Origin of the sequence: Phenylobacterium sp., assembly GCF_016124325.1 — a bacterium.
In the GTDB taxonomy this organism is placed as follows: domain Bacteria; phylum Pseudomonadota; class Alphaproteobacteria; order Caulobacterales; family Caulobacteraceae; genus Phenylobacterium.
Map to the genome: position 1 here is coordinate 34,626 of NZ_WGNY01000022.1, position 20,789 is coordinate 55,414.

General features: G+C 72.0%; 21 protein-coding genes. 9 read left to right on the forward strand and 12 right to left on the reverse strand.

Annotated features, from left to right (window positions below):
• Window positions 1-2: 2 nt before the first annotated feature.
• The 3 genes from GC203_RS13585 to GC203_RS13595 all read right to left on the reverse strand — a co-directional run bounded on the left by GC203_RS13585 (window position 3) and on the right by GC203_RS13595 (window position 3,086).
• Window positions 3-593 carry a PEPxxWA-CTERM sorting domain-containing protein gene (locus GC203_RS13585; RefSeq protein ID WP_293455324.1) on the reverse strand — a complete coding sequence of 197 codons (591 nt, stop codon included), beginning with the start codon at window positions 591-593 and terminating at the stop codon, window positions 3-5.
• A 132-nt stretch (window positions 594-725) separates the two neighbouring features.
• Entirely contained in the window at window positions 726-1,373 is a 648-nt protein-coding gene (locus GC203_RS13590) for a hypothetical protein (RefSeq protein WP_293455326.1), read from the reverse strand.
• 186 nt (window positions 1,374-1,559) lie between these two features.
• A complete protein-coding gene (locus GC203_RS13595; RefSeq protein WP_293455328.1) occupies window positions 1,560-3,086 on the reverse strand; it encodes an MFS transporter in 1,527 nt (508 codons plus the stop codon).
• 248 nt (window positions 3,087-3,334) lie between these two features.
• Between GC203_RS13595 and GC203_RS13600 the strand changes: the two genes are divergently transcribed.
• A complete protein-coding gene (locus tag GC203_RS13600; protein ID WP_293455331.1) occupies window positions 3,335-4,795 on the forward strand; it encodes a sensor histidine kinase in 1,461 nt (486 codons plus the stop codon).
• Window positions 4,788-5,156 (forward strand): response regulator, encoded by a 369-nt coding sequence (locus tag GC203_RS13605; RefSeq protein ID WP_293455333.1) that lies wholly within the window; start codon window positions 4,788-4,790, stop codon window positions 5,154-5,156. The genes GC203_RS13600 and GC203_RS13605 overlap by 8 nt, the downstream gene beginning before the upstream one ends.
• A 19-nt stretch (window positions 5,157-5,175) precedes the next feature.
• Here GC203_RS13605 and GC203_RS13610 read toward each other — a convergent pair whose 3' ends face one another.
• Complete coding sequence (locus GC203_RS13610) at window positions 5,176-5,775, reverse strand: hypothetical protein (protein WP_293455335.1); 600 nt, start codon at window positions 5,773-5,775, stop codon at window positions 5,176-5,178.
• A gap of 28 nt (window positions 5,776-5,803) precedes the next feature.
• Window positions 5,804-6,001 (reverse strand): hypothetical protein, encoded by a 198-nt coding sequence (locus GC203_RS13615; protein ID WP_293455337.1) that lies wholly within the window; start codon window positions 5,999-6,001, stop codon window positions 5,804-5,806.
• A gap of 20 nt (window positions 6,002-6,021) precedes the next feature.
• Between GC203_RS13615 and GC203_RS13620 the strand changes: the two genes are divergently transcribed.
• Both GC203_RS13620 and GC203_RS13625 read left to right on the forward strand, forming a co-directional pair.
• Window positions 6,022-6,222, forward strand: a complete 201-nt coding sequence (locus tag GC203_RS13620) for a hypothetical protein (RefSeq protein ID WP_293455339.1) — start codon at window positions 6,022-6,024, stop codon at window positions 6,220-6,222.
• 113 nt (window positions 6,223-6,335) lie between these two features.
• On the forward strand, window positions 6,336-6,890 hold the full coding sequence (locus GC203_RS13625) for a cysteine hydrolase family protein (protein ID WP_293455342.1): 555 nt from the start codon (window positions 6,336-6,338) through the stop codon (window positions 6,888-6,890).
• 259 nt (window positions 6,891-7,149) lie between these two features.
• Here the strand turns inward: GC203_RS13625 and GC203_RS13630 are convergent, their stop codons facing one another.
• The 3 genes from GC203_RS13630 to GC203_RS13640 form a co-directional block, all read right to left on the reverse strand.
• A complete protein-coding gene (locus tag GC203_RS13630; protein ID WP_293455344.1) occupies window positions 7,150-9,651 on the reverse strand; it encodes an ATP-binding protein in 2,502 nt (833 codons plus the stop codon).
• Between the two features lie 110 nt (window positions 9,652-9,761).
• On the reverse strand, window positions 9,762-11,189 hold the full coding sequence (locus GC203_RS13635) for a class I adenylate-forming enzyme family protein (RefSeq protein WP_293455346.1): 1,428 nt from the start codon (window positions 11,187-11,189) through the stop codon (window positions 9,762-9,764).
• A gap of 24 nt (window positions 11,190-11,213) precedes the next feature.
• Window positions 11,214-12,563: an MFS transporter gene (locus GC203_RS13640; protein ID WP_293455348.1), complete on the reverse strand. Its 1,350-nt coding sequence runs from the start codon at window positions 12,561-12,563 to the stop codon at window positions 11,214-11,216.
• A gap of 139 nt (window positions 12,564-12,702) precedes the next feature.
• Here GC203_RS13640 and GC203_RS13645 point away from each other — a divergent pair, with 139 nt between their 5' ends.
• Both GC203_RS13645 and GC203_RS13650 read left to right on the forward strand, forming a co-directional pair.
• Window positions 12,703-13,323, forward strand: coding sequence for a glutathione S-transferase family protein (locus tag GC203_RS13645; protein ID WP_293455593.1), 621 nt, complete (start codon window positions 12,703-12,705; stop codon window positions 13,321-13,323).
• Entirely contained in the window at window positions 13,320-13,850 is a 531-nt protein-coding gene (locus GC203_RS13650; protein WP_293455350.1) for a DUF1697 domain-containing protein, read from the forward strand. Before GC203_RS13645 ends, GC203_RS13650 begins: the two co-directional genes overlap by 4 nt.
• 33 nt (window positions 13,851-13,883) lie before the next feature.
• Here the strand turns inward: GC203_RS13650 and GC203_RS13655 are convergent, their stop codons facing one another.
• From GC203_RS13655 to GC203_RS13665, 3 genes are all read right to left on the reverse strand, one after another.
• Window positions 13,884-14,423 (reverse strand): hypothetical protein, encoded by a 540-nt coding sequence (locus tag GC203_RS13655; protein WP_293455352.1) that lies wholly within the window; start codon window positions 14,421-14,423, stop codon window positions 13,884-13,886.
• An 83-nt stretch (window positions 14,424-14,506) separates the two neighbouring features.
• Window positions 14,507-14,887, reverse strand: coding sequence for a hypothetical protein (locus GC203_RS13660; protein WP_293455354.1), 381 nt, complete (start codon window positions 14,885-14,887; stop codon window positions 14,507-14,509).
• 74 nt (window positions 14,888-14,961) lie between these two features.
• Window positions 14,962-15,618: a GNAT family N-acetyltransferase gene (locus tag GC203_RS13665; RefSeq protein ID WP_293455356.1), complete on the reverse strand. Its 657-nt coding sequence runs from the start codon at window positions 15,616-15,618 to the stop codon at window positions 14,962-14,964.
• Window positions 15,619-15,789: 171 nt separating this feature from the next.
• Between GC203_RS13665 and GC203_RS13670 the strand changes: the two genes are divergently transcribed.
• From GC203_RS13670 to GC203_RS13680, 3 genes are all read left to right on the forward strand, one after another.
• Entirely contained in the window at window positions 15,790-16,542 is a 753-nt protein-coding gene (locus tag GC203_RS13670; protein WP_293455358.1) for a hypothetical protein, read from the forward strand.
• 45 nt (window positions 16,543-16,587) lie between these two features.
• Window positions 16,588-18,201 (forward strand): GMC family oxidoreductase, encoded by a 1,614-nt coding sequence (locus GC203_RS13675; RefSeq protein ID WP_293455360.1) that lies wholly within the window; start codon window positions 16,588-16,590, stop codon window positions 18,199-18,201.
• Window positions 18,202-18,291: 90 nt separating this feature from the next.
• Complete coding sequence (locus GC203_RS13680; RefSeq protein ID WP_293455362.1) at window positions 18,292-19,635, forward strand: PAS domain-containing protein; 1,344 nt, start codon at window positions 18,292-18,294, stop codon at window positions 19,633-19,635.
• Here GC203_RS13680 and GC203_RS13685 read toward each other — a convergent pair.
• On the reverse strand, window positions 19,629-20,750 hold the full coding sequence (locus GC203_RS13685) for a hypothetical protein (protein ID WP_293455364.1): 1,122 nt from the start codon (window positions 20,748-20,750) through the stop codon (window positions 19,629-19,631). The genes GC203_RS13680 and GC203_RS13685 overlap by 7 nt on opposite strands.
• Window positions 20,751-20,789: the final 39 nt, after the last annotated feature.

The window sequence follows — 20,789 nt, forward strand, 5'->3', positions numbered from 1 at the left end:
CGTCAGACGAGGGCGACGCGCCGGCGGCGGAGGACGGCGCCGGCGGCGCCGAAGCCGGTGATCATCAGGGCCCAGGCGGCGGGCTCGGGCACCGCGGCCTGCTGGCCGGGGCCGCCGGTCTCCTGGTTGGTGGTCGGGCCGTCGGTCAGGCGGAAGCCCGGGGTCTCGCCGTCGGAACTGTCGGACGGGGCGAAGGCGGCGAAGCCGGCCGTGGCGCCCGGCTTGGGCGGCGGGACCAGTTCGAGCACCAGCACGAGGTCCCCGTCCTCAGGGTTCCAGGTGAACGCCTGGCCGCCGAAGGTGAGGGTGTCGCCGCCGATGCCGGCCATGAGGAACTTGCCCCAGGAGCCGACCTCCTCGCCGCCGATCTGGAAGCTGAGGCGGAACATCTTGCCGCTGAAGGCGCCGAGGATGCTGCGGTCGAGCGCGAGCTGGCCGACGCTGACCGGGCCCGAGCCGCCCGACCACGAATGGGTGTAGACGCCCTTTTCGTTGAAGCACGTCGACTTGCTGCAGCCGTCGCCCCAGCTGGCGTTGATGATGGTGGCGGCGGACGCCGGCGCGGCGACGGCCGCCACCGCGGCGGCGGCCATCCCTGCAATCGCTTTCAGCACCGTGCGCATCATCATCCACCCACAAAACTCAGGTTGAGCGTGCGCACGCGTCGGTAGAAATGCAATCGAGCGCGCTTGTGGGGAGATCGATCTTCCCCCGTCAGGGGAGAGTTAACCAAGACCTCCGGCGCGGGCGGCCTTGCGGCTGCGGCGGGCCATGGCCCCGACGGCGAGGAATCCGGTGATCCCGAGCAGCCAGGCCGACGGCTCGGGCGCCGCGGCGAGCGGGGCGCCCGCGGGCGGGCCGAACTCGGGCGGGGGGGCGACCGGCGCGGCCGGGCCGCCGCCGAGCACGAGCGGGCCGGCGCCGCCAGCGCCGCCGAACGCGGCGCTGCGCGCAAGACCGCCGCCGCCCGCGCCGGGCACGAGCACGTCGAGCTTGACCACGAGGTCGCCCATCTGCGGGTTCCAGGCCAGGCTCTTGCCGCCGACGGTGACGACGTCGCCGGAGAGCGCGGCCACGACGAACGAGCCCCAGTCGCCCAGGGTCGTGCCGTCGGCGAGCTGGAAGCTGATCTTCACGAGGTTGCTCTGGTAGCCGCCCAGCAGGCTCTTGATGAGCTTGAGCGAGCCGATGGAGACCGGCCCGGAGAAGTCGGCGGCCGAGAAGGTCTGGGTGTAGGTGTGATTGTCATTGAGGCAGCCGCCCTTGGCGCAGAGGCTGTTGCTCCCCACCGTCAGCAATGTCGCGGCCTGGGCCCCCGGCGCGGCGGCGACCGCCAGCGTGACGGCGGCGGCGAGAACTATCCCCCTGGGCATACGAAACTCTCCGGCGAATCGGGCCGTGTCTCCCGACATGACCACAACTTGCGACGGGGCCGATTGGTTGCAACCGATTCGTGAGAATTCCGGTGCGATATCGCGCAATGGTAGAGTTTCGGGCGGAGGCGGCGGCCGGGACGCCCGAGCCCGGGGCGTTCCGGCCGCGATCCGGACGCCGCCGGATCAGTCGTTCGCGTCCTCGCCGCGTTCGACGCGGGCCTGGGCCAGCGCCTGCTTCAGCCCGAACGAGCCCAGCAGATAGTGGAACGCCGCCCACAGGCTGACCGCGTAGGCGACGAGGATCCCGTGCCGGGTGCCGAGCACGAGCGCGCCGCTGCAGGCGGCGGCGGCCTCGGCCGGGGCGCCCTTGGGCGCCGCGCCGCCGGGGCAGGCGGCCTGGAAGGCGCCGGGATCGGACTGGAAGAAGTGGCTGACCGCCGCCCACAGCCCGCCCTGGTCGGGATGGGCGTAGTGGAAGGCCGAGAAGTGGTCGATCACCCAGCCGGCGAAGGGCGGTCCGCCACCCAGCGCGATCAGGTTGAGGAAGAAGAACAGGATGGCGGTGGCCGTGGCGCGGCGATGCGTCGGCACCATGTTCTGCACCACGCCGAAGGTGGGGCCGAGGTAGACGTAGGAGAGCAGGCCGGGCAGCAGCAGGAACATCGCCGCCGTCTGCCAGGTGGAGGCGGTGTAGACGCCGACGATGAACGGATAGGCCGCCGCCACGCCGATGGCCGGCACCAGGGCGTACCAGCGGGCGCCGAACTTCGACAGCCGGTCGGTGAGGAAGCCCCCCGCCAGGGTGCCGATCCCCTGGGACAGGCCGGCCACGAGGCCGGTGATGAGCCCGACCTCGCCGTAGCTGAGGTGGAAGGTGCGCAGGAAGTAGGGCGGGGCGAACTGGCCGCCGCCGTAGCCGGCGAACGACACCAGGGTGACGCCCAGCACCATGTTGAGCACCGGCCACTTGCCGAACAGGGTGGCGACGACCGCGCCGATCTCCTTGAACTCGGCGCTCAGCGAATAGGGCGCGCGGGCGGGCGCGTCGGGGCTGACGTCCTCGGCCAGGCTGGGGTGCGGCTCGGGCTCGGAGTGGCCGCGCGGCGGCTCCTTGACCAGCAGCTTGAGCAGGATGGCGATGGCCACGCCGGGCAGGCCCACCAGCATGAAGGCCGTGCGCCAGGTGAAGTGGTCCAGCATCTGGCCGCCGATCACCGCGCCCAGCATCGAGCCCAGCGGGATGCCGAACGAATAGACCGCCAGGGCCGAGGCGCGCTTGTTGCGCTCGAAGTAGTCGCTGATCAGGGAGTGGGCCGGCGGCGACAGCCCCGCCTCGCCCACGCCGACTCCGAACCGGTAGGCCGCCAGGGTGACGAAATTGGCCGCCGTGCCGCAGAGCGCGGTGAAGCCCGACCAGATGACGATGGCGCCGGTGATGATGTTGACCCGGCTGAACCGCTCGGCGAAGCGCGCGATCGGGATGCCGAGCAGGGTGTAGAGGAGCGCGAAATAGAGCCCGCCCAGCAGGCCGAGCTGGGTGTCGGTGATCTTCAGGTCGACTTTGATCGCCTGGCCGATGGTGGCGATGATCGTGCGGTCGATGAAGTTGAGCGTGTAGGCCACCACCAGGAGGATCAGGACCAGACGCTTGTAGCCGTCGGAATAATGCGGTCGCGCCGCCGTTGGCGCGGCGGCGGTGGCGTCTGTCATGGATGGCTCCCCCGAAACTGTCACTCAGAGGCCGCCCTGCGCGGACGGCGTTGTTGTCGTTGGGCGCACGTTAGCCGCGGATTGGAAAGTACGGTAGGCCCCCCGATAGCGAGGCCAGCGAGACGAGGCGCCGTGAGGGGCGCCCAGATTGGGAATGCGCTAGCCAACGATTTGACTAAGACTAACTATTTGGATCACCTCAGCCCGTAAGGGTGTTGCAGATGTCGGCAACTGAGAGGCGAATTGAGGTGGGCGAAGGGGCGGCGGCGCGGACGGCCTCGAGCCTGCTGGTCTTCGTGGTTGCAGCAGCCCTTGTCGTGCTGGTGGCGGGATGGGGGTTTGGGGTGGACGCCCTGGTGCGCGGACGCGCCGGCCTCGCGGCCACCATGCCCAGTACGGCCCTGGCCTTCGTTCTGGTCGCGGCCAGCCTGCTCTGGATCCAGCTCGGGCCGGGGGGCGCCGCGCCCGCGCTGACGGCCGCCGCCGTCATCGCCATCTATGCATTGGCCAGCCTCGGCGGGCGGGTCTTCCTCTCGTTGAAGGGTTTCGACGCCTTGGCGCCGCTGGGCCCCCCCGCCCTGCCGAGCGATGGAACCTCGCCGGCGACGTCGATGTGCTTCCTGTTGGCGTCGGCCTGCCTGGTGGCGCTCGCGACCGGAACGGGCGTGCGCTTTTTGACCGTCTGCGCCACGCTCGGCCTTACCGCCGGTCTGATCGCGGTGACGGGATACGCGTTCGGCGCGCAGGCGCTGTATCGATCGCAGTTTTTCACGGCGATGGGCCTGCCGACGGCGATCGGCTTTGTCGCGCTTTTCATCGCCGTGATGCTGTTGCGCCCGACGCGCGGGTGGATCGGCGTCCTGATCGGGCCCGGGCCGGGCAGCGCCGGGGCGCGGAGGATGGCGCCGGTGGTGGTGCTGACGCCGGTCGTGTTGAGCGCCGCCGTCCTCTTCCTGCGCCGCAACGGCCTGGCGGACCCGGATTTCCGGCTAAGCCTCTACATGGTCATCCTGATCACGATCCTGGCCGCAGCGGTGCTGCGCAACGCAGACCTGGAGAACCGCACCGCCGCCCTGCTTGCGGAGCGTGCAGAAGAACTGACCAGGGCGCTGCAGCGGAACCAGCTGCTGCTGCGGGAAGTTTACCACCGGGTCAGAAACAATCTGCAGCAGGTCAACGCGCTGCTCCTGATCGAAGCGGGGCCGGCGCCCGACCCACAGGTGCGGGCCGGGTTCGACGCGACGGCGAACCGCATCGTCGCCCTGAGCCGGGTCCATTCGATCATGGTGTCCTCGACGGACGAAGCCCGGCTGGGCCTGGGGGTGTTCCTGAATGACCTCTGCGGTGTGCTGGGGCGATCGCGCGTGGGCGGCCCGGCAAGCGTGAGGGCGGTCGTAGACGGTGACGATCTGATGCTGGACGTCGACACGGCGGTCTCGCTGGGCCTGCTGATCAACGAATTGATTGGCCCCGACAGGCCGGACAGCGGCGACGTCGAGGTGCGGCTCACTCGACGGGAGGCTCGATGCAAGGTGCGGATCGTCCATGCCTCCGAGGCGGCGGCCCCGCCGCCGACCGAAGCGTCGCGGCGCATTATCCGCGCGCTGGTCGCCCAGCTCGGCGGAGAGCCGAACGAAGCCGATGTCGACGCCAGAACCGTTTCGCTGCGCATGGCCCGACGACTGCCGGAGGAACAGCGGGATGTATGAGGCCGCCAAGGTCGCCATCGTCGACGACGATTTCCTGATCGTGGAGTATCTGCGCGCCGTCTGCCAGGGCGCGGGATGCGAAGTGGTGGGCGTCGCCGGCGACGGCAGAGCGGCCATGGCGATGATCGAGGAGGCGCGACCGACGCATGTCCTGCTGGACTACAGACTGGGCGCCGGACCCGACGGCGTGGACGTCAGCCGGTATGTGCGTGCGCGGGGCCTCGATCCGACGGTGATCTTCATCACCGGTTCGACAGAGCCGGAGACGCTGAATCGGCTGGAGGCCGAAGCGCCGTACAAGGTTCTCATCAAGCCGATCTCGCCTGACGAACTGACCGGGGCTCTGCGCGGCGCGGCGTAGGAGCCGTTCACCCGCGGCCTCAAGGACCGGGGGCGTCGCGTTCGAGCCGGCGCGCGCCGGGGGAATAGCGCTGCTCGTCGGTCTCGCTGAGCATGACCGCGGTCTCGCCCAGGGGGCGGTTGAGCAGCGTGCCGCCGCCGAAGCGCCAGCCTTCGTCGGAGAGCGCCATGGCGGCGTACTCGGGCTGGGCCGGGGCGGCCTTGCCGTAGCGGGTGCGCAGGATGAAGACCACGTAGGGCACGTCGCGCCGATAGCAGTGGCCCTGTTCGGTGCAGGGGAGCTGGCGGGCCTCGACGGCCGCGCGGCCGGAGACCTCGACGTCGAGCAGGCCGCCGTTGCGATGGGCGGCCCGGCGCATGGCCTTGCGCCAGCGCGGCAGGTTGGTCCAGCGGCGCAGGCGCGGGTCGGTGAGGCGCCACTGGGCGGGGTAGTCGCCGGCGCGGAAGGCGGCGATCCAGGCCTGCAGGGCGGCGTGCGCCGCCTCAACGTCGGCCGGTGTGGCGCCGGCCGGCCAGTCCGGGCGCAGCGGCGCGGGCGCGGCGCGGGCGGCCGCGCCGGCGGCGACGCCGACGGCGAAGAGGCCCGCGCCCAGCAGGCGGCGGCGTCCGGGGTCGGGCAAGGGGCGGCTCCGGTCCAGGAAGGTCGCGTCACAATCGGCCGGCCCGGCGCGCCAGGCCAGCGCCGCCGCGACGACCGGCGCGGTTCGCGCGACGGCAGGAGGGGGCGGAGCGACCCGAAATGGCCGCCGCCCGCGCGGCCACCATGCCGAGCGCGGCGATCGCGTTGGCGCTGGCCTTGCGGACGTCGAGCCGCAGGAACTCGGCCGGGCGCCGGTGGTTGTCCATTCCGGGGGAAGGAGAACGGCATGGAATACCGCTTCGTGGCTCTCGATTCGTCGGGCAAGGCCATGCGCTCGGAGGACTGGCGCTGCGCCTCGGACGCCGAGGCCATGGAGCGCGCGGTTCGCGAGAGGCCGTCGTTCGGCGCCGAGGTGTGGCGCGGCGGCATGCGGCTGGGCGCGGTGGCCGGGCCGCTGAGCCGCCGACCCTTCGGCGGGGACGGCTGAGGGCGAACGGCTCGTTGTTTCCTATTTGTTCTTGATCCCGACAGGCTGCCGCCGCTAGGCTGGCCATGACCGGCGCCGAGGCCGGCCGCCCATCGCGATCGTCAGGAGACGCCGTGACCACGCTGCCCGACCGGCCGAACACCGCCCTGCTGGTGGTGGATGTGCAGACCAAGGTGATGGCGAACGGGGCGGGCCGCGACGCGGTGGTGGCCAACATCGGCCGGCTGGTGGCGGCGGCGCGCGCCGCCGGAACGCCGGTGGTCTGGGTGCAGCACATCAGCGACGAGCTGCCGAAGGGCAGCGAGGCCGGCGCCATCGTGGCCGAGCTGGACCCCCGGCCCGACGAGCCCCTGGTGGAGAAGGCCTATGGCGACGCCTTCGAGGACACCTCGCTGGAGGCCGTGCTGGCCGGGCGGGGCGTCGGCCGGCTGATCGTGGCGGGCGCCCAGACCGACGCCTGCATCCGCTCGACCCTGCACGGGGCGCTGGCCCGCGGCTACGACGCGATCCTGGTGAAGGACGCCCACACGACCGAGGACCTGAGCCAGTGGGGCGCGCCGCCGCCGGAGCAGGTGATCGCCCACACCAATCTGTACTGGAGGTTCCAGACCGCGCCGGGCCGCACCGCCGGAACCGTGGCGACGGCGGACGTGGAGTTCGGGGGGTAGGGGGGCGCCTCTGCCTCCCCCCTCCCGCCATTGCCGCCGCGATGGGGGAGGTTGCTGGTTCCGCTCGACCCGGTGTCATCCCGGTTTCGGCGCAGCCGAAGACCGGGACCCATGGGCGTCGATGCTGGGGGTGACTCGCGGCGGCGGCGCCACGGACGCCCTGGCCGGCGAGAGCGCTCATGGGTCCCGGTCTTCCGCGCGGGGCGCGGAAACCGGGATGACATGAAGATGCGGCGGGATCGCGTGGGGACCGGGGGACTCAGGCCGGGATGGCGACGTCGGCCTCTTCGTCGCCCGCCTCGCCGAGGGCCTGGACCAGCACCTGGTAGAGCGCCTTGATCTCGATGGGCTTGGCGATGTGGCCGTCCATGCCGGCGGCCAGGTAGCTCTGGACCTGATGCGACATGGCGTTGGCGGTGAGCGCCACGATCGGGGTGCGCGCGCGGCCGGCGGCGGCCTCGCGGCGGCGGATCTCGCCGGTGGCCGAGGGACCGTCCATGACCGGCATCTGCACGTCCATGAGGATCAGGTCCCAGGGCTCGGCCTCCCAGGCCTCGACGGCGGCGGCCCCGTCGGGAACGACCCGGGGCTCGATGCCGAGCTGGTGCAGGAGCGTCTTGAGGACGAGCTGGTTCACCTCGTTGTCCTCGGCGGCGAGGACGCGGAGCGGCAGGGTCTCGGCCTGTTCCTCGATCGCGGCGGGGGCGGGGAGGAACACCTCATCGCCCAGGCGCTCCAGCGGCAGGGCGACGATGAAGGCCGAGCCGACGCCGACCCGGCTCTCGACCGTGATGCCGCCGCCCATCAGCTTGGCGAGCTCGCCGCAGATGGCCAGGCCCAGGCCGGTGCCGCCGAAGCGGCGGGTGGTGGAAGAATCGAGCTGGTCGAACTTGTCGAACAGGCGGCCGAGGTTCTCGGCGGCGATGCCCATGCCGGTGTCGCGGACGGTGAGGGTGAGGCGACCCTCGGCATAGACGGCGTTGACGCGGATCTCACCCTCGTCGGTGAACTTCAGGGCGTTGGAGATCAGGTTGTAGAGGATCTGGCGGATGCGGCTGGGGTCGCCCCGGTAGCGGCCGCGGGCGGCCTCCAGGTCGAGGCCGAACGACAGCCCCTTCTTGTTGGCGATGGCGGTGAAGGCCGAGTAGGCGCCGCGCGCCAGGTCGCCCAGGTCGAACTCGACCTCCTCGATCTCCAGCTTGCCGGCCTCGATCTTCGACAGGTCGAGGATGTCGTTGAGGATGGCCAGGAGCGACTCGCCTGACTGGCGGATGACGGCCAGCCGCTCGGCCTGGCGGGCGCTGAGGCCGTCGGCGGCCATGGCCTGGGCCATCCCCAGCACGCCGTTGAGCGGGGTGCGGATCTCGTGGCTCATGGTGGCGAGGAAGGCGCTCTTGGCCCCGTTGGCGGCCTCGGCGCGGGCCTGGGCGGCGCGCAGCCGCCGGGCGCCGCGGCGCTGGAGGAAGACGACGGCGACGATGCCGGCCAGCAGAAGCAGGCCGAGCCCGATGACGCCGCGCTGGGCGCGGACGGCCGAGGCCTCGACCTCGGCGTCGTGGCGGGCGGTTTCGAGCTGGGTCTGGAGCGCGCCGGTGACCTGGCGGACGCCCTGGTAGACCTCGTTGGCGTTGCGGAAGCGACGCTTGCGCTCGAAGTCGCGGATCAGGGCGTAGGCCTCGGCCGGGTGACCCTCGGCCAGCGCGATCTCGGCCCGGACCTCCGGCACGCGGGAGCTGGCGGCGATATCGGCGGAGCCGTCGGCCAGACGCCTGCGCAGCAGGTCGAGGTCGGCGCGGGCGGCCGCCAGCCTGCCCAGCCGCGCCTCGGCGATCGCCCGCATGGGGAGGATCGAGCGGCTGAGGAACTCGCCGCCGGTGAGCTGGGCGTCGAGGTCGGTGAGGCACAGCATCACGTCGCGCGGATCGCCGAACGCCTCGGCCACCATGGCGCACAGGTTGGCGTCCCAGGCGGAGAGGTGCGGCAGGTCGGAGCGGGCGGTGAGCTCGTGGTGGATGTCGGCCAGCTTGCGGGCCGTGGCTTCGTCGCCCAGGTCGACCGCCATGTGGCTGAGATTATAGATCGCGTCGAAGTCGGGCCGCGGATAGCGGGCGTCGGCGAACAGGAACTGCGACCGCTCGAAGGCGTTGGCCGCGCCGTCCAGGTCATGCAGGTCCATCAGCGCCAGGCCGATCATCTCCCAGACCGCGGATTTGGCGGGGGCCGTGTCGGCGTCGCCGGCGGGGATGAGCTGTTCGGCCGCCGACAGCACGCGCAGGGCGTCGCCGGTCTTGTGCTCGTCGATCAGCACGCGGGCCCACTGGGTCTCGGCGATCACGCGGTCGAACCAGTCGGCGTAGGCGGTGCGCGCGGCGGCCACGGCGGCGTCGGCCCCGGGATCGCCGGCGTCGTAGGCCGCGCCGATGGCGTTGAGGCGGGCGACGGCGGCGTAGCGGGCGTCGCCACGGCGCGCGGCCGCGGCGGCGAGCATGGCGTTGTACCGGGCGGCCAGCTCGAACTCGGACTGGCTGCGCAACACGGTGATCACGTAGTTCAGCCGGCGCAGGGCCTCGCGGTCGCCGCCGCGGCCGGCGGCGTCGCCGAAGGCGCGCAACTCCTGGAAGCTGGCCTCCCGCGCCCGGCCCTCGATGCGGGCCGCCAGGCGCTGGGCCGGGGTCTCCGGCGGGGTCGCGGCATAGGCGCACGCCGCCTGCGCCACGCAGACGGCGACCCCCACCGCCGAAAGAACTCGCCACGGCCGCATCTCGGCCCCCCATGCAATCGACGCGAGGCTAGGGGCAAGAGGTTGAAAAAACCCTGTTCCAAAACGGGCCTGGGGGCGCGGTCACCCATTTTGGGGGATCGGCGGTCGCGTCAGCCCCGGTCGAGGGCCGCGAGGATGGCGTCGCGCAGACGGTCGCGCTCGACCTTGCCCATGGCGTTGCGGGGAATCTCGTCGATCCAGGCGAGGCGAGGCGGCGGCAAGTCGCGGGCGCCGGCCAGGTGGGCGACGAGCCGCTCGCGGTCGAAGCCGGGCTCGGCGCGGACGGCGAGCCAGGCCTGGTCGAGGCCGTGGTCGTCGGGGACGGCCAGGGCGGCGCAGTCGATGACGCCCTCGCATTCGTAGGCCGCGTTCTCCAGCAACTGGGGCATGAACTTGGTCCCGCCCAGGTTCATGCGGTCGTCGACCCGGCCATCCATGAGCAGGCGTCCGTCGGGCAGGCGGCGCACGAGGTCGCGCGTGTAGTACCAGCCGCCGCGGAAGCGTTCGGCGGTCGCCACGGGATCGTCGAGGTAGCCGGAGGCCGTGCGTTCGCCGCGCACCCGCAGTTCGCCGGGCTCTCCGTCGGGGACGGGCTGGCCCTCGTCGTCGACCACCTCGGCCTCGGCGCCCGGCGGGACATAGCCCAGGAGGTTCGGCGTCTCGTCGAGGAGCGCGGCCCAGCCGGTGGCCGAGAGCCCGGCCTCGGTGGCGCCGTAGATGATCCGCACGTCGGGGCCGATGCGCATGCGCGCCTCGCGGGCGACCGCCACGGGCAGGACGCTGCCGGCGGTGATCACCAGCCAGCCGGGACGCGGGGCGGCGTCGGCGGGAAGCGCCTGCAGGACCTCGCGCAGCTGGCTCGGGGTCATGGAGATCAGCCCGGGCTCATATTGCTCGAGCCCGGCGGCCACCTCGCGGACGGACAGGCCGTTGGCCACCGCGGCGCCGACGGCGAAGCCGGCCAGCGTCTGCGAGTGGCCCAGCATGGACTCGAAGCCGGTCATGGGGATCCAGACGCCGACCCGGCCGGCGGCGTAGACGCTGATGGCGGCCTGCAGGCCGGCCTCGATGCGCCGCCACGACAGGCCGACCCGGCGGGGCTTGCGCGTGGTGCCCGACGACAGCATCACCCGGCCCAGCGCGTCGGGGTCGAAGTCGGGCCGGGGCAGGGGGCGCGGTTCGGCGGCGAACATGGCCGCGACCCAGTCGCGCGACAGCCGCACGGTCTCGAACGGCGGGACGGCGGGGGCCATCACCTCGGGGATGTCGGAGATCGCGTAGTCGGCGGCCTGGTCGGCTCCCGGCGCGGTGGCGACGCCGATGCGCCCGGCGGCCATCAGCGCCACGAGCTGGAGATAGCCGTTGCGCATGCGAAGCGCGGCCGCGCGCCCGGGCCGGACGCCCAGGTCGAGCAGGCCCGCGGCGAAGCGGGTCACGTCGGCGTCGAACTGGGCGTAGGTCACCCGCCGCCGGTCGGTGATGACGGCGACCGCGCGCGGCTGCTGGCGCGCGCGGAAGGCCAGATGGGCGTCGAACATGCGGCCGAGATTACAGAGCCCGGGCTAGCTGACCATCTCCTCCCGGATGCGGCCGCGGGCCAGCCAGAACAGCGCCGCGGCGATGACCCCGAAGAAGGCGGAGGTGATCAGCGCCCAGCGGATGCCCTCGGCCTTGCCCAGCCCCAGGCCGAAGTTGAAGAAGTCGGAGAGGCCGCCGACCACGAGGGCGCCGGCGCCCAGCCCCAGCATGTTGATGATGAACAGCACGATCGAGGCCGAGGTGGCGCGCATGCTCGCCGGCACGAGGCTCTGGGCGCTGGCGTAGACCGGCCCGTACCAGAGCGAGCCCATCAGGTAGATCGGCGCGAGGAACGCCAGCGCCGGCAGGGCGGAATCGGCCGTCATGGCGGCCCAGTAGAACGGGATGACGGCGAGGCTGGCGAAGGCGGGCACCGAGCCGTAGGCCCGCAGGTCGCGGCTGCCGAACTTGTCGGCGATCATGCCGCCCGTCCAGCTGGACAGGGCGCCGAGCACGCCCGAGAGCAGGCCGAGCGCGATGCCCATGAACCCGATGGGCTTGAGGCCGAACTGGCCCGCGAGCTGGGCGATCTCCTCGCCGTGGACCCGCAGGAAGAACGAGGCGGTGAACGGCGCGTGGCCGTAGCCGATGAAGGCCTTGATCGCCGCGCCGAAGGCCATGAACCAGAAGGTGCGCTTGCCGGCGAGGTAGCGGACGGTGGCCGAGAAGCCGAGCTGGGAGGCGGCCGTGGCCTCGCGCGCGGCCCGGGCCATGCCGTTGCGGGGCTCCTTCAGCGTAAAGAGGCAGACCAGCGCCAGGATCAGGCCCGGCAGGCCGGCCAGCAGGAACGCCTCGCGCCAGCTGTAGGCGTCGGCGATCACCCCGCCGAGGGCCAGGCCCAGCAGGGAGCCGATCGGCGTGCCCATGGCGAAGAAGGCGAGCGCCGAGGCGCGCTTCTCCTTGGGCGTGTAGTCGGCGATCAGGGCGTGGGCGGTGGGCGTGCAGCCGGCCTCGCCGACGCCGACGCCCATGCGGGCCGCCACCAGGGTGGCGTAGTTGACCGCGCGTCCGCAGAGCACGGTGCAGGCGCTCCAGACCGCGAGCGAGCCCGAAATGATCCAGACCCGGTTGAAGCGGTCGGCCAGGCGCGCGATCGGCAGGCCGAAGCCGCAATAGACGAGGCCGAAGGCCAGGCCCGTCAGCAGGCCGAGCTGGGTGTCGGTGAGGCCGAGGTCGTCCTTGATGGGCTCGGCGAGGATCGAGACGATCTGCCGGTCGAGGAAGTTCACGGTGTAGACGAGAAGCAGGACGATCAGGGCGTAGCGGCGGAAGCCGGCCGATACGAGCGGGGTCGCGGGGGGCTGGCCCGTCGCGATCTCGGGGGAGGTCGTCAACCCACGGGGGGCAGGGGCGGCCTCGGACATATGAGCGCTTCCTCTTATCTGCTCTGTTCTTTGCGAAGCACTAGACGATGGGCGGCCTTGCGCGGCAAGAGGGCCGCTCGCGAACCGGGTATGGAGCAGGGCTATGGCGCTGGAACTGGTGATCGGAACCAAGAAGTGGTCGACATGGTCGCTGCGGCCCTGGCTCGTGCTCAAGCGCTCGGGCCTGCCCTTCACCGAGACGCTCGTGGAGCTGCGGCAGGAGGACAACCGCAGCGAGGCGGAGATCCGCGTCCATTCGCCGTCGGGCCTGGTGCCGGTGCTGAAGGACGGCGGCGTGACCGTCTGGGACTCGCTGGCGATCTGCGAGTACCTGGCCGAGCGCGCGCCCAACCTCTGGCCGAAGGACACGGCCGCCCGGGCGCTGGGCCGCTCGGCGGCGGCCGAGATGCACGCCGGCTTCCAGTCCCTGCGCGGCGAGTGCCCGATGGCCCTCGACGTCGAGCCGCGCGCGGCGGAGCTGTCGGAGGCCACGCACAAGGACCTGCGCCGGATCGCTGAACAGTGGCTCTACCTGCTCGACCGCTTCGGCGGTCCGTACCTGGTGGGCGAGTGGTCGATCGCCGACGCCTTCTTCACGCCGGTGGTGACCCGGCTGCGGACCTATGGCGTCAAGCTGTCGGACTTCGGCGACGACGGCCGGGGCGGCGCCTACGCCCAGCGGCTGCTGGAGACGCCGGAGTTCCTGGAGTGGCAGGCGGCGGCCAAGTGAGGCGCCTGGCCGGAATGCTGCGGGCGGTGAACGTCGGCGGCCGCAAGGTGCTGATGGACGACCTGCGCCGAGTGGCGGCCGAGGCGGGCTTCGACGCGCCTTCGACCCTGCTGGCCAGCGGCAACCTGCTGTTCGGGACCGACCTCGCCCCGGCCGAGGCCGGACAGCGGCTGGAGGCGGCGATCGCGGAGAAGATCGGCGTGGCGACCGACGCCATGGTCCGCGACGTCGACGACCTGGCGGCGGTGATGGCGCAGAACCCGTTCGCCCGGCAGGCGCAGAACGAGCCCAGCCGGCTGATGGCGATGTTCCTGTCGGGCGATCCCCAGGACGGGCTCGGCGTGCTGGAAAGCGCCTGCGCGGCCGGCGAGGAGGTGAGGCCGGGGCCGGGCTGCCTCTATATCTGGTACCCGGCCGGCGCCGGGACCTCGAAGCTCACCAATGTGGTGATCGAGCGCCGCCTGAAGGTGCGCGGCACGGCGCGCAACTGGAACACGGTGGGCAAGCTCAGGGATTTGCTGAAGTAGGGTGTAGCTCCAGGGCGGCCCCGCGCCGACCGCCTAGGTCAGCCGCGCCGACCACGGGTGTCCCGGATGGGCGATGGCCAGGGCGCGCGCCAGCCAAGCGCGCTGGTCGGCCTGCAGATGAGGTGAGACTTCATCGAAATCGGCGGCGTTCTTTTCGAGCTGATGAGCGGCGGCCTTGTAAAGCAGCGCAACCTCGGGCGCGACGTACGGGATGCCACCCACGGAACGGCGGCCGAAGGCGGTCCAGGGTCGTCGCACCTCTGGGCGTCGCCGAAATACCCATTCCGGCCCGCCTTCCTCCAGGAGCACCTCGATCATCCATCCACGAGACGGGTCCTGGCGCATCCAGAACTGGTGACGAGCACCGCCCTCGAGCCAGTCGCCAGGGACCCAGGGCGTCAGCGTACCGCCTGAGGCGACGCGAATGTCCCATCCTTCGAACGCGACCGCCAACTCGGCCTGCGCCGTTCGCGGGACGGCAATGTCGATATCCGCGTGGCGGCGGGTTCTTCGACCCAAGGACAGGTCCAGCGCCCATCCGCCGGCCACCCACCAAGGCAGTTGACGGCCCATGAGGAGGCTCGCGACAGCCGAGGGGTCAAGGGGCTCCCAGTGCCCCAGATCCGATGCCAAGAGACCGGCCCCGTCGCCGAATGTCAGCGGAACGCGAGGCTGAGCTTGGCGCCCAGGAAGCGGCCGGTGGGGTCGACGCCGCGGGCGGCGGCGGCGCCCGATCGCGGCGCGCCGGGCTGGAGGCCGCAGAGGAAGCCCACGGCGCCGGTGACGTCCTGGTCCGGATCGAGGCGGCCGTCGATGGCGGTCTTGGCGAGGCCCCTGGACTTCAGCGCGAAGGCGCCGGCGTAGGCGTCGGGCAGCAGGATGCGGGCCTTGGGCGTGGACGACGGGCCGGCCGCCGCGGCGGGCGCGGCCATGACGGCGGCGTTGAGGTCGGGCGCGGCGGTCCCGGCGCGCGCGGCGCCGGCGAGCGCGAAGACCGCGAGGCCGGCGGCGGCGAAGGGCGTGCGGTGTCGGGTCATGCGACCGCTCCAGGCTCTGGGGCTCCGTTAGACCATTCTTCGGCGCGGCAGGCGAGACGGATGCAGGGCGCGCCCTACCGCGGTTCGCGCCACAGGGCCCACATCTGGGGGCCGTCGCCGCGGGGGCGGTACTGGTCGATCACCTCGAAGCCGTGGCTGCGGTAGAGCGACAGCGTGCGCTCGTTGCCGGTCTCCAGGAATGCGGGACGGCGCTCGGCGTCGAGGCGCTCGGTGCGGGCGCGCAGCAGGCGCGAGCCGACGCCCAGGCCCTGATACTCCGGCCGCACCCCCAGGAAGTAGAGGTAGTCATGGGGCCGGTCGGTGGGATGGTGGGCGTCCATCGCCTCGCGCACGGCCAGGGCGCGGGGAACGCGGGCGAGGCCACAGGCGCCCAGCAGGGTGAGCACGATGCGGGCCTCGTCGGCGAATCCCAGACCGTCGAGATGTTCGGAGCGCACCCAGAGGGCGGCCGCGCCGCCGCAGGCCGGGCGCTGGATCTCGGCCTTCTGCGACCTCGTGACCTGGACGATGAGGTTGAAGAAGTCCCTGAGCGCATAGGGACGGCCGGCGTCGTCGCGCAACAGCCAGCCCAGCACCGGATCGTCGGCGAAGGCGGCGACGTAATCGTCGGCCACGGCGGACAGTTCGCCCTGGCCGGGCGTCGTCGGCGTCTCGGCCTGGCGGCGGATGACCTCGGGATCGATCCTGCGGGCCGCACCCCTGGCGTTCATGCGTCGTCCTTCCGTCGTCGCGACGAACCTGGACCCGTCCGGGCGGCCCGATCAAGGCCGCGGCGGCGGGCAGGCGGCCGTGGGCGGGCCCCTGCGACGTCGAATCCACTGGACACGGCGGCCCAAAAGCGCGGCCATGGCCGTGGGGAACAGGGCACGGAGACGCAGGACATGGCCAAGCCGCCTGCCAATGACGATCGCCTGGCGGAGTCCGCCGTGCGGATCTCGGACGCGGATCTCGCAGCCTATGTGGCCGGCGGGCTGGACGCCCGGCGGAGCCGCCAGGTCGAGGGATTCCTCGCCTGCAATCCGGACGTCGCGGCCCGGGTGATGACCGAACTGCACCGTGCGGGCGCCGAACGGGCCGCGCGGCGTGGCGGGCGCGGTCCCGGAGGCCGCCAGCCGTGGCGGGTCGCGGCGGCCGCGCTGGCCGCCTGCCTGGTGTCGGGGGTCGCCGGATGGAGCGTCGCCCGCGCGACGATCGCCGACGGCTGGCGCGAGGATGACGGCGACGCCGCCCCGGCCTATGTGCGCGACGCCCTGGAATCGGAACAGGCGACCCAGGCGCGGCAGGCCATGATCAGCCAGATCGAGACGCCCGTGATCGACGCCGCCGAGGTGCGGCGGGAACTCAAGATGCGCGCGCCGGTCCTGCCGCCGGGATGGCGGCTGATGGACGCCCAGGTCTATCCCTCGGACGACGGGCCGGGCCTGAACATCGTCGCGCTGGCGCCGGGCGGCCGGCGCGTCAGCCTCTTCACCGTGAAGGCGCATGGCCTGCTGGACGCCTCGCCGAAGCTGGCGCGGCGCGGCCGCAACGCCGTGGCCTATTGGGAGCGCGGCGACCGCGCCTTCGTGCTGATGGGCGACAACACCCAGGACGCGCTGATGGAGGCCGCGCGGCTGCTGGCGCGGATTAGCTGAGCGGCCCGCCTTGGCCTTGGGGACCGCGGTCCCTAGCTAGGGGGCATGCACCTCGACCTGAACCAAGCCGATTCGAACGCCGCCGTCGCGACCGAGGTCTGCATCGTAGGCTGCGGCGTGGCGGGCATCACCACCGCGCGGCGGCTGCGGCGGCTGGGCGTGGAGGTGACCCTCCTGGAGAGCGGGGGACTGGACTACGAACCCGCCACGGCCGAGCTGAACGCCGGCGAAAACGTGGGCGCGACCTACTACGACCTGGAGGACGCGCGGCTGCGGTTCTTCGGCGGCACCACCGCGATCTGGGGCGGGCGGATCGCCGAACTGGATCCCATCGACCTTGAGGCGCGCCCGTGGGTGCCGCACTCGGGCTGGCCGCTGAGCTGGGAAGAGCTGGCGGCCTATTACGGGCCGGCCCGGAAGATATTCGGCGCCGAGACGGCGGCCGACGCCGGGACACTGCGGGCGGCGGGCGCCGCGCCGCCGGACCTGGACCCGGCGAAGCTCAGCCTCGGGGTCTGGAGCTTCGACCGCAAGTTCAACCGCTTCGTGTTCGGCCAATGCGCCGACCTGACGGACGACCCGCGCTGCCGGATCGTCACCCACGCGACGGTCACGGAGATCGTCCTGGACCCGGACGGGCGACGCGTGGAGCGCCTGCAGGCGCGCTCGCTGGCGGGACGCACGCTGAGCGTGACCGCGCGGATGTTCGTGCTGGCGGCGGGCGGCCTGGAGAACCCGCGGCTGCTGCTGGCGTCGCGCTCGGTGATGGCCCGCGGGATCGGCAACCAGCACGACCAGGTCGGCCGGTATTTCATGGAGCATCCGCATGCGCGCGGGGGCCGGGTGGTCGGCGGCGGGGCGTGGCGGCTGCTGAAGGCGTTCGGCCGGCCGCATCAGGCGGGCGGCCAGGAAGTGGCCGGGCTGATCAAGCCCAGCGCCGAGCTGCAGGCGGCGCGGGGCATACTGAACAGCTCGCTGACCATCGCCGCGCGGCAGCCGGCCGGCGCGGCGCCGGCCGTGGGCATGGCCGCCTACAACCGCATCAAGCACAGCACCGCGCCGACCCGGGCGGGGCGGGCGCTTTGGATGGCCACGAAGACGGCCGCCACCTGGGCCCAGCGGCGGATCGACCCCGCGCGGCCCTGGCTGTTGAACAAGCTGGGCCTGCGCGACGTGGCGCTGCTGATCCGCGCCGAACAGGCGCCGAACCCGGAGAGCCGCGTGCGGCTGACCGACCGGACCGACCCCCTGGGCCTGCCGCGGCTGGCCCTGGACTGGCGGATGACCGACCTGGACGTGACCAGCGTTAGCGAGCTGGTGCGGACGCTGGGCGAGGAATTGCAGCGCCTGGGCCTGGGACGGGTGGAGGCAGCCGACTGGCTGGACGATCCGGAGGGCGGATGGCGCACGGACCCGCTGATCAGCGCCCATCCCATCGGCGGTTATCACCACATGGGCACGACGCGGATGTCGGAGAATCCGCGATCCGGCGTCACCGACCGGTTCGGCAAGGTGCACGGGGTGGCCAACCTCTACGTGGCGGGCAGCTCCACCTTCCCGACCTCGAGCTGGGCGAACCCGACGCTGACCATCGCCGCGCTGGCCATCCGGTCGGCGGAGCAGGCGGCGGCGGGCCTGCCGGCGGCCCGCGCGGCCTAGCGCCAGCGAAGGCGCGGCGTCGGAACGTGGTGACGGTCGCGACCCGATGTGTCTTATTCCCGGCGGTTTTCCTGAGCGGCGGATACGGACTTGGGCGGCAAGAAGCCCCACGGGGTCGCGGACGCACGTTTGGCGGCGGTGCTCGACAGCATCGGCGACGTCTACTACGTGCTCGACCGCGACTGGCGCATGGTGATGTTCAACACCGCGGCCGAGGCCTTCTTCGGCCTGTCGCGCGACCGGATGCTGGGCCTCTCCCTGTGGGAGGTCTATCCGAACCAAGACGGCTCGCCCTTCATCGCGCTGCTGAAACAGGCGATGGACGAGGGCGTCGGGGGCCAGATGACCGCGCCGTCCCGGCTGCGCCCGGGGCGGGTCGTGACGCTGAAGGTGACGCCCCTGGGCGACCACGGCATCGGCGTGGCCGCGGAGGACGTGACCGATCGGCTGGCGCGCGAGCGGGCGATCGCCGAGAGCAAGGAGCGGCTGGACCTGGCGGTGGGCGCCCACGCCATCGGCATCTTCGACTGGCACCTATCGAGCGGGCGGACCGTCTGGACCGGCGAGATGGAGGAGATCTTCGGCCTTGAGCGCGGCGCGTTCGAGGGCCACACCGACCACTTCCGCCGCCGGGTGCTGGCCGACGACCTGGCCCGGATCGAGGCGGAGACCGCCGCGGCCGTGGCCTCGGGCCAGGGCCGGGTCAGCTATGAGTTCCGCATCCGCCGCGAGGACGGCGCGGTGCGCTGGATCGAGGGCGCGGCGCGGTTCGTCTTCGACCCTGACGGGGAGCTGGTCCGGGTGGTGGGCACCAATGTGGACATCACCGACCGCAAGGCGGCCGAGACCCACCAGCGGCTGCTGATCAACGAGCTGAACCACCGGGTGAAGAACACGCTGGCGATCGTGCAGGCGGTGGCCTTCCAGTCGTTCCGCGGGGCGCCGCGGCCGTCGCGCGACGCGTTCGAGGGCCGGCTCGCGGCGCTGTCGGCGGCCCACGACGTGCTGACCCGGCAGAAGTGGGAGGCCGGCGAGATCGGCCAGATCATCGCCGTCGCGACCGCGCCCCACCACCCGGGCGACGGGCGGCTGGCGATGGAGGGGCCGGCGCTGGCCCTGGAGCCGAAGACCGCGGTGGCGCTAGGGCTGGCGGTGCACGAGCTGGCGACCAATGCGGTGAAGTACGGCGCGCTGTCGACGGCGGACGGCCGCGTGGACGTGCGGTGGACCGCCGACGACGGCGTGCTGCGCCTGACGTGGCGCGAAACCGGCGGGCCGCTGGTGAAGCGCCCGCGCCAGAAGGGGTTCGGCGTGCGGATGCTGGAGCAGGGCCTGGCCAGCGAACTGGGGGGCGCCGTGCGCGTGGAGTTCCAGCCCGAGGGGCTGGTCTGCGCGATGGAGGCGCCGCTGGCGCGCAGCGCGGCCGATCAGTAGATCGCCAGCTCGGTCTCCGAGCCCAGGCTGACCTCGAAATCCTGCAACACATCCATGAGCTGGATGATGTTGGCCGACAGCGGGCGGCCGCGCGGGAACTGGTAGCGCCAGTAGGTGGCGATGTGGCTCACGAGGCCGCAGCCCTCGCCGAGCAGCAGGAACATCTCCGGTGACTTCAGCAGGAAGTCGCGGAAGGCCAGGGCGTTGCCGTCGATGGTCAGCTCGGAGAACACCTGGTCGTAGACGCCGAGCTGGTTCATCACCGTCTTGACCTGGCGTTCCATCTTCTGGCGCAGGCGCTGCTTGAGCGCCTCCAGCTCGATGGCGGTCTCGTGGTCGACCGGCCCGATCACCTTGACGCGTCCCAGTTCGCTGAACACGTCGCGGATGTTGCCCCACAGGCTGTTCAGGACCCACTTGTAGTAGAGGAAGCCCTTCCAGGCGAAGATCCCCTCCTTGTAGTTCTCCTTCTCGAGGCCGAGCGTCAGGCGCAACGGCTCCAGGCGTTCGTCGGTGCGCGACGAGAGCAGGGCCTCGACGAGGCGGCTGGTGTTGCCTTCGTTCGCGTCGGAGTCGCGGTAGGCCAACTCGATCAGCTTGGCGATCTCGGAACCCACGAAGCGCTGCATGCGGGCCAGGTCGGGCGCCGAAATCTCGAAGTGGCTGGCGCTGATCTCGAAGCCCCGGCGGCGGAGGTGCTCCCGCAGCAGGAAGGGGTCGAGCGAGGGCATCTCGTCGATCGCCTCAAGCACGGCGATGTCGCGCTGAAGGTCGGGCGCCTCGCCGCGCAGTTCCTCGAAGGCGTCGAGCCAGGCGCGCTCCTGCACGAACACCGAGCGCCCGCCCAGGGCCAGGTCGGACCGCTCGAACGGAATGATCAGCTTGGTGGCGGTGTAGCGCGGCCGGTCGAAGGCTTCGCGTTCCTGGTCGCGCAGGCGGTGGCGCAGGATCACCGCGCCGTTGAGGGTCGGCGCGACGAAGAAGGGCTTCTTCTCGTGCTCGGGGTTGTTGGCGTTCCGCGCGGAGAGCGCGGCGAGGTTCAGGACGCGGCTGGTCGAGGCCGTCTTTTCCAGACCGCGGAGACTGCGATAGGTGCGATCGGTATTCAGACTCACGTGGGCGACGCTCCGAAGCGCCGTTGCGAAGGAACCCCT